A 14,742-nucleotide genomic window follows, 5' to 3' on the forward strand; every position below is an offset into this window, starting at 1 on the left:
ATATTATTGGCCCAAGCGATCTATGTTATATAAAGCATTTGAGAATGGAATAATCTGGTTAACAATACGCTGCCAGCGAGTCAAGCCAGTCGCATCAACATAGACAATATCATTACTACGTAGTCTAAACTGATTGGCTAAACCAAAGTCACCAATACTCATTAAATTTAAATGATAAATTTCTGTTGTGTGATCATTTGGGTTAGTACGTACTACATAAATACGGCTTGCACTTGCCGAGTTCGGGTTAATCCCTAAACTTTCACCTAACGCGTCCGTTAGTGTCATGCCCTGATCGCGCATAGGTAACGCTTGGTTTTTACCTGACTCACCCATGACATAAATTTTCTGGTTTTCGCGTGTGCTCACATAAATCGTATCATTGGGTTGAACCAATAGCTTATGTAGTGAATAGCCAGCTTTTTCTAAATCAATCGTATTTAAATTATAAGTTCGCCCATCTCGAATGAGTTGAATATAAGTATTATCACCTGTGGTAGTAACACCACCAGCTAGACCTAATGCAGTATAAATGCTGACAGGTTGATCACTTAAATAAAACTGACCACCTTTTGTAACACTTCCTTGTACAGAAAAGCGTTGACCTTCATAAGATAGTACGCGGACAACTACATCAGGGTTTTTTAAGAAACGAGAAAGTTGACTACGAAGTTCACGGTTGACTTGAGCGAGTGACTTACCGGCAGCTTTATAACGACCCACTAATGGGAACTGAATATAACCACTTTGATCAATAGGGTAACCATTGGCCTGAATAGATTGTTCACTACTAATATTATTTACAGGTGGTGTAATTTCAGGGTAGGCCCAAAGCTGAATAGAGAGAATATCCCCTGGACTTAGGCGGTAAATAGATTGCTGGTTTTTAAATAAGCTTGAATAGTCGCGCTGGTAGTCGACTTGGGCAGGTTGAATTGCTGGAAGCGTTTCTTGAGAAATTTTAACAACATTAACCGTAGTTCCAAGGTCGGTTCTATAAACGCCTTCATTTGGAATATCGTAAGTTTGTAAACCAGAAGTGACTGCACAGCTGGCGGCACTCAAACTTAAGGCAAGAACAGAAAAAAACTGGCAATACTTCACACGCAACCCTTTGTGTATTTATCTTTAATTGATATTGTTCACTGCATACTAACAAGTATCTATTAAACGCAGGATGAACAGATTCTAGCTGAAAAGAAATGAAAAAACACCGAAAAATCGTAGTGCTTTGTATGTTTAGTTTATCCGATAGGAGCATCTAAGCTACAGTCATTTACCAGAAATATTAAAAATGTATTATTTTAGCTAAACTGATCAGTTCTACTTATAAATGCTGTAAACACATTTATACAATTGGTGTACGGGGATAAACAAAAATCTGATATAGTACGCTGCATTGTAAGTGCCAAAAGCATGATTTATTAGATATAAACTCTAAGGAAAAAGGCTCGTTTATATGCAAATTGCCAATTTAAAAATAGCAATTATTGGGTTGGGCTATGTAGGCTTACCATTGGCAGTTGAGTTTGGGAAAAAAGTACCCGTTGTTGGCTTCGATATTTATCAAAAACGTATTGATGAGCTTAAAGGCGGTAAAGATCATACCTTAGAAGTATCAACACAAGAATTACAACAAGCGGTGCAATTAAGTTATACCGCTGACTTGGTGGACTTAAAAGACAGCAACTTTTTTATTGTAACGGTCCCAACACCAATTGATGACTTTAAACAACCAGATCTCACACCTTTAATTAAAGCATCGACCAGTATTGGTCAAGTGCTTAAAAAAGGTGATGTAGTAGTTTATGAATCTACTGTCTATCCAGGTGCAACAGAAGAGGTATGTATTCCTGTTCTGGAAAGGGTTTCAGGTTTAAAATTTAATCAAGACTTTTTCGCAGGCTACAGCCCTGAGCGAATTAACCCAGGTGATAAGCTTCATCGTGTGACTAATATTTTAAAAATTACTTCAGGTTCAACTCTTGAAGTAGCTGACTATGTTGATGACGTTTATAAGCTGATTATTGAGGCGGGAACACATAAAGCACCAAGTATAAAGGTTGCTGAAGCAGCTAAAGTGATTGAAAACACTCAGCGCGATGTCAATATTGCTCTTATTAATGAATTAGCTCTTATTTTTAATAAGTTAGGTATTGATACTGAAGAAGTCCTTAAAGCCGCTGGAACGAAGTGGAACTTTTTACCATTTCGTCCTGGGTTGGTAGGTGGACACTGTATTGGTGTAGATCCGTATTATTTGACCCATAAAGCCCAATCTATCGGATTGCATCCGGAAATTATTTTAGCGGCTCGCCGTTTAAATGACCGTATGGGTGAACATGTAGCGACGCAACTCATTAAGGAAATGGTGAAGCAACGTATCCAAGTGGTTGGTGCACGTATTTTAGTAATGGGTCTCAGTTTTAAAGAAAACTGCCCAGATATTCGTAATACAAAAATTGTCGACTTTATTAAAGCTCTTAAAGAGTATGATCTAGATTTAGATATCTATGATCCATGGGTTGATGATACAGAAGTACAACACGAATATGGTTTAGCGCCAATTAAAGAATTACAACAAGGCTTGTATGATGCGATCGTCATTGCCGTAGCACATAATCAGTTTAAATCTATGAGTGCACAAGAGTTTCATGCCTTAGGCAAAGAGAAACATGTACTCTATGACTTGAAGTATGTTTTAGATAAATCAGAGACCAATATTAGGCTTTGATTTTATTTAATTAATAATTTAATTTGTTTAAAAAATGAGGAAGAGATGTTACAAGGCTCAACAATATTAGTAACAGGTGGAACAGGTTCTTTTGGTAATACATTTGTTCCTATGACATTGGAAAAATATAATCCTAAAAAAATAATTATTTTTTCTCGTGATGAAATGAAACAATGGGAGATGGCAAAGAAGTTTAAAGACGATAGCCGTGTTCGTTTTTTCATTGGTGATGTACGTGATAAAGAACGTTTATATCGTGCTTTAGATGGTGTTGATTATGTAGTACATGCGGCAGCAACAAAGATTGTACCAACTGCCGAGTACAACCCATTTGAATGTATCAAAACAAATATTAATGGCGCAATGAATCTAATTGATGCTTGTATTGATAAAAATGTAAAAGGTGTAGTTGCTCTTTCAACAGACAAAGCAAGTAGTCCAATTAACCTATACGGTGCAACAAAACTTGCTTCTGATAAATTGTTTGTTGCGGGTAATGCCTATTCTGGTGAGCATGGTACGAAATTTTCGGTTGTTCGTTACGGTAATGTAATGGGTTCTCGTGGTTCGGTTATTCCTTTCTTTATGTCAATTAAAGATAAAGGTATTTTACCAATCACTGATGACCGCATGACTCGTTTCATGATCTCTTTAGAGCAAGGTGTAGAGCTCGTTTGGCATGCATTTGAAGACATGGTTGGAGGCGAGATTTATGTGAAAAAAATCCCTTCAATGAAAGTAACAGAGCTTGCTAACGTTGTTGCACCAGAAGCAAAACAAGAAGTCGTTGGGATTCGACCTGGTGAGAAATTACATGAGCAAATGATTAGTGTCGAAGATGCTTATTATACTTATGAATATCCAGAGCATTATAAAATCTTGCCTGTAATTAATGATTGGGCAGAGACGGCAGAACGTATTAAAGACGGTAAAAGAGTCCCAGAAGGTTTCCACTATTCTAGTGATAATAATACTGAATGGATGAGTCCAGAAGATTTACAAAAATGGTTAACTGAAAACGCTGAGAAAGTAGGAAATATCTAAAATGTTCATTCCATATGGCAAACAAAATATAAATCAGGCAGATATTGATGCAGTTATTCAGGTTCTTCAATCTGACTTTTTGACACAAGGGCCGCAAGTCCCATTGTTTGAAAAATCAGTTGCAGAGCTGGTAGGGGCTAAATATGCCTTTGCTATGAATAGTGCGACGTCAGCTTTACATGTAGCTTGTTTGGCATTGGGATTGAAAAAAGGAGATGTTCTTTGGACGTCTCCTATTACCTTCGTTGCATCATCAAATTGTGCTTTATATTGTGAAGCTGAGGTTGATTTTGTTGATATTGATCCAGATACGTATAACCTTTCAGTTGATGCTTTAAAAGCAAAACTAGAGGTTGCAAAACAAAATAATAAATTACCGAAGATTGTTGTTCCTGTACATTTATGTGGGCAGCCATGTGACATGGAACAAATTTATGCACTTTCTCAAGAGTATGGTTTTAGCATTATTGAAGATGCATCCCATGCAATTGGCGGTAAATATAAAGAAAATTATATTGGTTCTAATCAGTATTCTGATATTACGATCTTCAGCTTTCATCCTGTCAAAATTATTACGACTGCTGAAGGTGGAATGGCACTTACGAATAATGAAGAGTTAGCCAAGAAAATTGATTTGTTACGTAGCCATGGCGTAACTCGTAACCCTGAGTTTATGACTAAACCTTCAGAAGGCCCATGGTATTATCAGCAGGTAGAGTTGGGTTATAACTACCGTATGACTGAGTTACAAGCAGCTCTGGGTGTTACACAATTGACTCGTCTAGAAGCTTTTGTGGCTAAACGACATGAAATTGCAAAAAAATATAATGAATTATTAAAAGATTTACCCTTAATTACACCTTATCAATTGCCAGAAACATACTCTGGATTACATTTATACGTTATCCGTTTAAAACTTGATGAGTTGAGCAAAGGGCGTAAAGAAATCTTTGAAACGTTGCGAGAGAAAGGTATTGGTGTCAACGTACATTATATTCCGGTACATACTCAACCTTATTATGAGCAGCTTGGTTTTAAGCAAGGGGATTTTCCTGAAGCTGAGGCTTATTACGAAGCGGCTATTAGCTTACCAATGTTCCCTGATTTGACTGATGAGCAAATTCAGCATGTTTACCAAACATTAAAAGAGGTGTTGGTATAACAATGCAACTGGCGGTTATTCCTGCGCGGGGCGGAAGTAAAAGAATTCCTCGGAAAAACATTAAAGACTTTTATGGTAAGCCCATGATTGCGTGGTCAATTGAGGCCGCACTCAAAAGTAATTGTTTTGATGAGGTATGGGTTTCCACCGATGATAAAGAAATTGCAGATATTGCAATAGAGTATGGGGCTAAAGTACCTTTTATGCGTCCTGCACATTTGTCTGATGATTATGCAACTACCGCAGATGTAATGCAGCATGCTACTCAAGCTTTTTCTAAATTGCAGCGACAATCGCCAGACTATATCTGTTGTTTATATGCGACAGCACCGTTTGTACAAGCTAATGATTTACAAGCAGGTTTACAATTATTAAAAAATAACCCATTAGATTATGCTTTTAGTGCAACAACATTTGCTTTTCCAATTCAAAGGGCGATTAAGCTTAATCAGGATGGAAACGTTGAAATGTTCCAGCCCGAAAACTTTAGTAAACGCTCACAAGATTTAGAAGAAGCTTGGCATGATGCTGGGCAGTTTTATTGGGGAACGGCAAAAGCTTGGTTAAATAAATCTGTAATTTTTTCAAATAAGTCACGGATTGTAGAGCTACCTAGAACACGAGTGCAAGATATTGATACTCCAGAAGATTGGCATCGTGCAGAGTTGATGGCACAGTTATTACTAGATGTATAAAGATGAAGTTTTGTTTTAGAGCTGATGCTTCTTTACATATAGGCTCTGGCCATGTAGTTCGTTGTTTAACCATTGCTGATGCCTTGGTTAAACAAGGGCATGAAAGTTATTTTATTTGTCGGCAACATCAAGGTAATCTGATTGCGTTTGTGCGCCAACGTGGTTATACGGTCTATGTTTTGTCTGAACCAGCTCTAAACAATTCCGATAGTTTGTCAGAATATCAACGTTGGTTAGGAGTGACCGAGCAACAAGATGCTCAAGAAACATTAGATATTTTGAAAGAACAACCCGTAGACTGGATGATCGTCGATCACTACGGCCTTTCTAGTGTATGGCAACAAATTGTACGCCAACAGGTTAATTGGATTGTCGCAATTGATGATTTGGCGAATCGACAACATGATGCCAATATTATTTTAGATTGTGGTTTAGCCAATACACCTGAGGACTATGCGAAACTAAATAAACGGAAAGGATTTTATTTAACGGGTCCAAGCTACGCTTTATTACGCCCGGAGTTTCGTACAAAAAGATTATGGTTAGAACAACATCCGAAATCTTATAATCACGAAAATTTACGTATTTTAGTAAATTTAGGTGGAATAGATAAAGATAACTTAACAGGAACAGTGTTAGAGCTTTTATCTCATAGTCAACAACGACAGTATTTATCTGTTACGGTCGTGATGGGGATTAATGCGCCTTGGAAAGAGTCGGTTGTGGAATTGTCAAAAAAACTCCCGTTTCATAGTACGGTTCTCATTAATGCTAATAATATGGCTGATTTAATGGCTGAACATGATTTGGCGATTGGTGCTGCAGGGAGTACAGCTTGGGAACGATGCTGTTTGGGACTACCAACAATTATGATTTGTATGGCAGATAACCAAAAAATGATTGCAAAATATTTGCATGATTTGGGTGTGGCAGTCTCTCTCGATCAAACAGAGCTTAACGAGAAATTGTTAATGGCATTGGAACAGTTTAATCAAATGCAGTTAAGCACAATGCATCAAAAGGCTTTATCTATTACAGAAGGTTTAGGTGCAGATTTGTTATTGAAAACTATTTTTTCCGAAGAGTTTAATGCATGTTAGATAAGAAGAATGCGCAGCTTAGAGCGTTGAATGCAAATGATCTGGAAATGGTTTTGCAATGGCGTAATCATGATGAAATTCGTAAATGGATGATCAATTCAGATGTTATTGCTTTAAGTGATCACCTCGCTTGGTTTGAGCGTAACAAAGAAAGAACTGATCGATTGTTTTTTATCTTTGAATATCAGCAGCAGCCTCAAGGTTATGTTTCATTTATTGCAGTTCCAAACAGTTCAGTTTATGAGTGGGGATTTTATATAAAACCTCAAGCTAAAAAAGGAATGGGGCATTTATTGGGCAGTACTGCATTAGATTTTGCATTTGGGCAGCTTAAGATTGAAAAAGTTTTTGGTCAAGTTTTAGATTTCAATGAAAAATCATTAAGTTTTCATAAAAAAATGGGCTTTTTTCAAGAAGGTTTATTGAGAAAACATTTCAAAGATGAACGTGGCGAATTTGATATACATCAGTTCGGTTTGCTACGAAAAGAATGGCTAGAGGAAAAATGAGATGAGCAAAAAAATTACAATTAATAACCGTAATATTGGTACAGACTTTCCACCCTATGTAATTGCTGAGCTTTCAGCAAACCATAACGGAAGTTTAGAAACAGCCTTAAAAATTATCGAAGAAGCAAAGCGTTGCGGTGCAGATGCGATTAAACTGCAAACCTATAGTGCAGATACTATTACGCTTAATAGCCAAAACGAAGAGTTCATGATTCGTGGTGGTTTATGGGATGGTCAATCTTTATATGAACTCTACCAAAAAGCACAAATGCCATGGGAATGGCATAAACCTCTTTTTGAACATGCTCGTGCTTTAGATATTACCATTTTTAGTTCACCATTTGACCGTACAGCAGTTGATTTGCTTGAAGATCTTAATGCTCCCGCATATAAAATTGCTTCTTTTGAAGCGGTTGACTTACCACTCATTAAATATGTAGCTTCGACTGGTAAACCAATGATTATTTCAACTGGTATGGCAGATAAAGAAGAAATTGGTGAAGCGATACAGGCTGCTTATGATGGTGGATGTAAAGAGCTTGTGGTTTTACATTGTGTGAGTGGTTATCCTGCACCTGCAGAAGATTATAATTTGCTCACTATGGTTGATATGGCGAAATCATTTGATGTTCCAATTGGATTGTCTGACCATACTTTAGATAACACAACTGCAATTACTGCAGTAGCATTAGGTGCATGTTTAATTGAAAAACATTTTACGCTTGATCGTAATGGTGGCGGACCAGATGATAGTTTCTCTTTAGAGCCTAAAGAACTACAGCAGTTATGCCAAGGTGCGAAAACTGCATGGCAAGCGCTTGGTCGTGTTGATTATGGAAGAAAGTCGAGCGAACAAGGTAATGCTCAATTTAGACGTTCGCTTTACTTTGTAAAAGACTTAAAAGCGGGGGATGTGATTGATGAGTCTAGCATCCGTAGTGTACGTCCAGGCTATGGTCTACCACCTAAATTTTATGATGAGCTTATAGGAAAAAGAGTCAATCAAGATATTTCAAAAAATATAGCTACAAGTTTTGATTGTATTGATAGATGAAAAAACATTTGTTATCCATATTTAATCTAGCAGTACGAGGGTTAAATTTAGCCAGTAAATTTATTTTAATTGTTTTTCTGGCTAAATTTCTAACAGTTGCAGAGCTAGGGTTATATGGGCTGATTGCTGCGACAATTAATTTTGCTATGTATTTTATCGGGCTTGATTTTTATGTTTACAGCAATCGGGAATTACTGAAAAGCTCAGATATTCAAAGAAATAAAATTGTGAGTAGTCATGCACAACTATTATGTTTTGCTTATCTATTTGCTTTACCTACTTTGTCTATTATTTTCTTTAAAGATTTTTTGTCACTGGAATACCTTATTCCATTTTATGGGCTAATTATACTAGAGCATTTAAATCAAGAGTTTACACGTTTGCTAATTGTGTTGAAAAAACCAATTAGTTCTAATTTGTTGCTATTTGTACGTTCTGGTGGTTGGAGTTTTATTATAATTCTCCTGCATTTTTTACATGTCCATTTAACCTTAATGGATGTTTTGAATGTCTGGATAGTGGCTGAAATATTATGTTTCTTATTGAGCATAATTCTACTTTATAGAGAGCAGGTTCGTCTTTATCTATTTCAACAAGTGAATTGGAGTTGGATCTGGAAGGGGCTAAAAATTTGTTTGCCTTTTATGCTCGGTACTTTGGCTGTACGTGCAATATTTACTGGTGATCGTTACATACTAGAATATTTTTATGATGCTAATATTTTAGCGGCATATGTCTTTTTTGCTTCGTTAGCTGCTGCAACAATGAGTTTTATGGATGCAGCGGTTTTTTCATTTGATTACCCTGAGCTGGTGAGGTCAATGAATACACGAAATAATAAGCATAGAGAGCTTATAAAAAAACTATATAAAAAAGTAGCTTCTTTACTGATTTTGATTAATCTGAGCGCATATGTTTTTATTGATTTGTTGTTAAGATTAATTGGAAAAGACATTTTTAATTCTTATCTAAATTACTTTTATTTATTAATGTTAGTGCAGGTTTTATATGCTTTTAGCATGATCCCTCATTATATTCTATATGCCTTGGATGCAGATAAACCTATTATTGTAACTCAAATATCTAGTTTGGTTATCTTTCTTTTACTTTGTTTTAGTCTGATTGGATTATTGCAGGAAGATTATGGGATATTTATTGCATTATTAGTTTCATTCTCTTTCTTGTTTTTGTCGAAATATATCTATTCTTGGAGATTGTTAAAGAAATATGAACATTCTTATTCTAGTTAACCCAGCGAAAAATTATAAATATTTTTTCTATAATGTTGCTAAATCATTGGTAGATTTAGGTCATAGTGTATATTATGCGTATGACACTGAAAAAAATAAAATTTTATTTCCTATCCCTGAAATAGATGAGTCATCTAAGAGCTATTTTTTTGATGTTTTTTTTAAAACTAATCAAGAAGAAAATTTGCAGTCTAATGATGAATTTCTTTTTGATTGTACTTGGGGGGAATATTTTTATTCAGATTTTGATCGATTTTTAACTCATGGTTATAATTTAGAAAAAGATGCTGAAGAGTGGGTAAAAATCCGTAAAAAGATGGATAGTTTTTTTTATAAGATTATAACAGAAAGAAATATTGATCTCGTGTTGTATGAAAATATTTCCAATAGTTTTGAGTACTCAGCATATAGAGTAGCTCAAACATTAGGGAAAAAGTATTTTGGTTTAATTGCATCACGTATACCTGGGCGCTATGAAATTCAAACTTCTATTATTGATGATTTATTGGTAGATTTAGAATTGGTGAAGGAAAAGCCGCTTACAGAAGAAGAAATAAATTGGTATGAAGATTATAAATCTAATATTAACAAAATTGAACCCGACTATATGAAACAAAATGGGTTAGATAATGTTTCTTTGTTGAATAAGCTGAGTTCTAATATTTTTTATAAAATCATTAGGTCTATAAAAGCTGATATTAAATATGGAGCAAAATCAGATTATGCTAGTGGGCTTCTATTTTTGAGGGTTTTGTCGGCCGTGAAAGTTGCTGTAAATAGAAGATTAAATCATAAAAAAACAAAAAAATACTTTCTGAAAATAGATGAGGTTAATGAGGTTAAACAGCAGCATAAGTTCTATGTTTATCCTATGCACTATCATCCTGAATCATCAACGTCGGTATTGGCTCCGCAATATACAAATGAATATCACAATATATTAAATATTTCTAATAATTTGCCATTTGGGCAATATTTGTATGTAAAAGATCATAGAAGTGCAATCGGTTTAAACTCAGATGAATTTTATAGAAAAATTTCAGCATTACCTGCAGTCAGGTTAATTCCCGCAGAATATAATATTAAAGATTTAATAAAATACTCTGCTGGTGTGATAACGGTTAATAGTACTGCTGGTTATGAGGCTCTTATCTTGGGTAAGCCAGTATATTTATTGGGTAATGTTTTTTATCAGAATTTTTCTAATGTTATCCGTCTAGAAAATTTTGATAGCCTTAGATCTTATTTAGGAAAACCTACTGAGTTTATAGAAAATGCGGCAGATATTGTTGCTTATAGACGCGTAACTTATGAAGGATTACTTAATTTTAATATAGTTGATTATGAAGATAACAAATATTTTTTTGATCAGCTTGCATTAAACATTGAAGAAAAGATGACAATATGAATCTGCTAATCATATCCATTCTAACTTTTATTTTATTAGGAATTAATATTGTTATTTCTAATGAGATGCCAATAGGGCGTATCTATATTGATTATATATCAATAATTATTCTAGTTTTTTGGTTTATTATTGCTGTTAAAAGATTTAAAGTTCCTTTCTTATCTAATATTTATTTTTCCTTAACTGTTTTAACCACTGTTTGTATTTCTATAATTTTAGAGCATGGGATTTTTTTGACTGAAATTCAAGAAGTTACTTACAAAACTGGTTTGCCAACTCGAGCTTCGATGCAAGTATTTCTGTTATTTAGCGGACTCTTTTATGGCTATTCTTATCTAGATAAATATATTAAAAAAGTTAGTTTTTTTAAGTTTGATCCTTATTCTAATTTTCTGATAGAACGATCATTCATAGCTATAGTTTTTATAAGCTTTTTAATATTGTTAGGTATTTTTTTGATTTATGGCTTTCCTTTTTCAATGAGTTTACACAGGCAGAATTATTGGGCTTCTTATGCACCTAGTTGGGGAGCTACAATAGTGAATGCTATAATACAATTTAATCTTGGATTAGGTTATTTATTTTATAAGAATAAATCAAAATTTTATTTGAATTTAATGCTTTTTTCTATTTTTGTACTTTTTTGCGCAGGGGTGCGGTTTACTGGGATAATAACAACATTATTTTTATTCTTTACTCCTCTAATTGTTCTTAATAAGGATTCTGTTAAACTTCTTAATAAAAAAGTTATAGTTGGTTTGGGTTTTATTTTTACCTTCGTTGTAGTGGGAATATTTCTAGGTTTCCAAAGTTTAGATGATATTTCAACTTCTGAGCGCTTTTTTACAAGGGTTAGTTTACAGCCACAAATGTGGTGGATTATTGACATAAATTCATCTGTTTTCCCACGCGACATATACACAACCTTAATCCATTACTTCGGTTTTGGGGCTGATTCTAAGTCCGTAGGTCCATATTTCTTCATGTATCAGTTTGCACCTACATATATTGCTGAAAGTTTGTTTGAAACAGGGAGTACTTTTACATCGATTGGAATTTTTAATCATGTATATTTTTTTGGGTATTTTTTTGGTGGATTATTAAACTTTATATATGGGTTTGTTTTAGCTATTTTTACTTGGCTATTTGTTAGTTCTATTAAATCTAATAATCTAATTGTTGTCCTGCTTGTTTTTAGATTAATGTATACTATGCAAATTATTATTGTATCCGCTACTAACTATCAATTATTTACTTTTAAATATCTTTTATTTCTTCTCATAATACTATTCTTAATAGTCCTATCTATGCGGGAAAAACATCATAAGGTGTGATATATGGTTAATGATTTTTACTTTTCAGTATTGATGTCTTTATATCATAAAGAAAAGCCTGAATATCTGGAAAAATGTTTTGAAAGTATTTGGAATAAGCAAAACTTAAAACCTAGCGAAATTGTATTAGTTTTAGATGGTCCAGTTGGCGATGAGCTTAACGCATGTGTACAAAAGTGGCAGTTAAAGATTGGAGATTATTTAAAAGTAGTTGCACTACCTCAAAATGTTGGTCTTGGAAAAGCATTAAATGAAGGTTTGAAACAGTGCAGTTATGAATGGGTTTTCCGTATGGATACGGATGATATCTGTACTCCTGATCGTTTTGAAAAACAGATTGTTTTTATAAAACAGAATGCTGAGGTTGTTTTATTTAGTGGGCAAGTGATGGAGTTTGATCAGGACATTTCTGATGCAACAGTTTTAAAAGCTGTACCTATAACCTATGACGAAATCAAAAAATTTGCTCAAAAACGTTGTCCTTTTAATCATATGACAGTAGCTTATAAGCGAGATATAATCTTAGAGTTAGGTGGTTACCAGCACCATTTATTCATGGAAGACTACAATTTGTGGCTACGTGTGATTGGCAATGGCTATCAAGTTGCAAATCTTCCAGATGTACTTTTATATGCTCGTGTTGGTAATGGCATGCATGCACGTCGTAAAGGTTTCGAATATATTAAAAGTGAAAAACAGTTACTAGATTTAAAAAAACAACTAAAGTTACAAAATCCTCTATATGCTAACATGCTGTTTCTGGTACGGTCTGCGTTTAGACTGTTACCAGCGAATTTATTAGGTACAATTTATAATACCTTTCTTCGTAAAGATATTAAAAAATGAGTGAATGAAAATATGAAGCGTTTAGTAGACATAGTCATTTCTTTAATAGCTTTAACTGTTCTGTCGCCAATATTTCTGATAGTTGCTTATAAAGTCCGTAAAAATTTAGGTTCACCAATATTCTTCTACCAAGAAAGACCAGGAAAGGACGGAAAATTATTTAAAATGATTAAGTTCCGTTCGATGAAGGACGCTTTTGATGCAGAAGGAAACCCGTTGCCAGATGAGGCACGTATAACTCCATTTGGTCAAAAATTGCGTTCTACGAGCCTAGATGAAATGCCGCAATTGATCAATGTGCTTAAAGGTGACATGAGTGTAGTTGGACCTCGTCCAATGCTTAAAGACTTTGTTGCATTATATTCACCAGAGCAGGCGCGTCGTTTAGAAGTGCGTCCAGGAATGACAGGTTTGGCTCAGGTAAGTGGCCGTAATGAACTCGACTATGAAGAGCGATTTAAGTGTGATGTATGGTATGTAGATAACCACAACGTTTGGGTTGACTTTAAAATTATGTTTAAAACAGTCAAAGTGATGACTAAACGTGAAGGCATTAACGCGCCAGGACATGTTGGACCATCTTTATTTAAAGGTAATGATGCTCCAGAAAATGTTGATTCTTCTGTAAAGTAAATTTTGTATCTTGAAATCTTTGTTATGATCAAAAAAGCAGTTTTACCGGTAGCCGGTTTAGGCACACGTTTTTTACCAGCAAGTAAGTCAATTCCAAAGGAAATGGTGACTGTTGTTGACCGTCCAGCCATTGAATATGTAGTGCGTGAGGCAGTTGAAGCAGGAATTGAACAAATTATTTTGGTAACTCACTCTTCAAAAGCGTCAATTGAAAATTATTTTGATCGAAACTTTGAATTAGAAACAACATTAGAGCAAAAAAAGAAATTTGATTTACTTGCAGAAATTACCCAAATTGTTCCCCCTCATGTGAGCGTTGTAAGTGTAAGACAACCTCAGCCGTTGGGTTTAGGGCATGCAGTTTTATGTGCAAAGAGTATTGTTGGTCAAGATGATTTTGCAGTGTTATTACCAGATGTGTTGGTGAAAGACGACTCGGGACGAAATGATTTAACCCGTATGATTGCACGTTATGATGCAATTCAAGCAGCACAGATTATGGTAGAAGCCGTACCTGATAACCTTGTTGATCAATATGGGATTGTAGATGTAGCGCATAGCCCTAATGAGGGTGAAAGTATTGCTATGCAAGGCATTGTTGAAAAACCAGCAGTTGGCTCTGCACCTTCTAATCTTTCTGTGGTGGGTCGCTATATATTACCTGCAAAAATTATGCACCTTTTGGAAAACACGCCAAAAGGTGCAGGTAATGAAATTCAGTTAACAGATGCGATTGCGATGTTACAAGAAACAGATATTGTTGAAGCCTATCGTATGCAAGGCCAAACTTTTGACTGCGGTAGTAAGCTTGGTTATTTAAAAGCTGTATTACATTATGGAATTCAACATCCTAAATTAGGGGCGGAATTTAAACAGTTAATTCAAGAGCTTAAGTTGTAGTATTGTGTAGTTCTACTTAAGTATTTGTAAAAACTGCTGAATATAATAAACAGTCCATATATTCTCTTCCCTT

General features: G+C 34.8%; 14 protein-coding genes. 13 read left to right on the plus strand and 1 reads right to left on the minus strand.

All coding sequences use genetic code 11. The annotated features are described in order from the left end of the window. Positions 1-3: 3 nt before the first annotated feature. The gene (locus ACXM0J_RS12260) at positions 4-1,104 is read right to left on the minus strand and encodes a polysaccharide biosynthesis/export family protein (protein WP_086266110.1); all 1,101 of its coding nucleotides are present in this window, start codon (positions 1,102-1,104) and stop codon (positions 4-6) included. Positions 1,105-1,459: 355 nt separating this feature from the next. Between ACXM0J_RS12260 and tviB the strand changes: the two genes are divergently transcribed. The 13 genes from tviB to galU are packed head-to-tail and all read left to right on the plus strand — an operon-like array spanning position 1,460 to position 14,669. Further along, positions 1,460-2,734, plus strand: a complete 1,275-nt coding sequence (tviB, locus tag ACXM0J_RS12265; RefSeq protein ID WP_086266111.1) for a Vi polysaccharide biosynthesis UDP-N-acetylglucosamine C-6 dehydrogenase TviB — start codon at positions 1,460-1,462, stop codon at positions 2,732-2,734. A 45-nt stretch (positions 2,735-2,779) separates the two neighbouring features. Next, positions 2,780-3,778, plus strand: coding sequence for a UDP-N-acetylglucosamine 4,6-dehydratase (inverting) (gene pseB / locus ACXM0J_RS12270; protein ID WP_009387362.1), 999 nt, complete (start codon positions 2,780-2,782; stop codon positions 3,776-3,778). Between the two features lies 1 nt (position 3,779). Continuing rightward, the gene (gene pseC / locus ACXM0J_RS12275; RefSeq protein WP_086266112.1) at positions 3,780-4,940 is read left to right on the plus strand and encodes a UDP-4-amino-4,6-dideoxy-N-acetyl-beta-L-altrosamine transaminase; all 1,161 of its coding nucleotides are present in this window, start codon (positions 3,780-3,782) and stop codon (positions 4,938-4,940) included. Positions 4,941-4,942: 2 nt separating this feature from the next. After that, positions 4,943-5,635 carry a pseudaminic acid cytidylyltransferase gene (pseF, locus tag ACXM0J_RS12280; protein WP_086266113.1) on the plus strand — a complete coding sequence of 231 codons (693 nt, stop codon included), beginning with the start codon at positions 4,943-4,945 and terminating at the stop codon, positions 5,633-5,635. Positions 5,636-5,637: 2 nt separating this feature from the next. Continuing rightward, positions 5,638-6,735 (plus strand): UDP-2,4-diacetamido-2,4,6-trideoxy-beta-L-altropyranose hydrolase, encoded by a 1,098-nt coding sequence (gene pseG, locus ACXM0J_RS12285; RefSeq protein WP_479750545.1) that lies wholly within the window; start codon positions 5,638-5,640, stop codon positions 6,733-6,735. Beyond that, positions 6,729-7,244, plus strand: coding sequence for a UDP-4-amino-4,6-dideoxy-N-acetyl-beta-L-altrosamine N-acetyltransferase (gene pseH, locus ACXM0J_RS12290; protein ID WP_479750547.1), 516 nt, complete (start codon positions 6,729-6,731; stop codon positions 7,242-7,244). Before pseG ends, pseH begins: the two co-directional genes overlap by 7 nt. A 1-nt stretch (position 7,245) precedes the next feature. After that, positions 7,246-8,298 (plus strand): pseudaminic acid synthase, encoded by a 1,053-nt coding sequence (pseI, locus tag ACXM0J_RS12295; RefSeq protein WP_479750548.1) that lies wholly within the window; start codon positions 7,246-7,248, stop codon positions 8,296-8,298. Continuing rightward, complete coding sequence (locus ACXM0J_RS12300) at positions 8,295-9,548, plus strand: lipopolysaccharide biosynthesis protein (protein ID WP_479750550.1); 1,254 nt, start codon at positions 8,295-8,297, stop codon at positions 9,546-9,548. The genes pseI and ACXM0J_RS12300 overlap by 4 nt, the downstream gene beginning before the upstream one ends. Further along, on the plus strand, positions 9,526-10,956 hold the full coding sequence (locus ACXM0J_RS12305; RefSeq protein WP_479750552.1) for a capsular polysaccharide export protein, LipB/KpsS family: 1,431 nt from the start codon (positions 9,526-9,528) through the stop codon (positions 10,954-10,956). Before ACXM0J_RS12300 ends, ACXM0J_RS12305 begins: the two co-directional genes overlap by 23 nt. Then, entirely contained in the window at positions 10,953-12,290 is a 1,338-nt protein-coding gene (locus tag ACXM0J_RS12310; RefSeq protein WP_009387370.1) for a DUF6418 domain-containing protein, read from the plus strand. Before ACXM0J_RS12305 ends, ACXM0J_RS12310 begins: the two co-directional genes overlap by 4 nt. A gap of 3 nt (positions 12,291-12,293) precedes the next feature. After that, positions 12,294-13,136, plus strand: coding sequence for a glycosyltransferase family 2 protein (locus ACXM0J_RS12315; protein WP_479750554.1), 843 nt, complete (start codon positions 12,294-12,296; stop codon positions 13,134-13,136). 12 nt (positions 13,137-13,148) lie between these two features. After that, entirely contained in the window at positions 13,149-13,769 is a 621-nt protein-coding gene (locus tag ACXM0J_RS12320) for a sugar transferase (protein ID WP_025470407.1), read from the plus strand. 24 nt (positions 13,770-13,793) lie between these two features. Then, complete coding sequence (gene galU / locus ACXM0J_RS12325; protein ID WP_479750556.1) at positions 13,794-14,669, plus strand: UTP--glucose-1-phosphate uridylyltransferase GalU; 876 nt, start codon at positions 13,794-13,796, stop codon at positions 14,667-14,669. Positions 14,670-14,742: the final 73 nt, after the last annotated feature.

The sequence above is a fragment of the Acinetobacter sp. GRABPA_MV_2 genome (assembly GCF_056725885.1).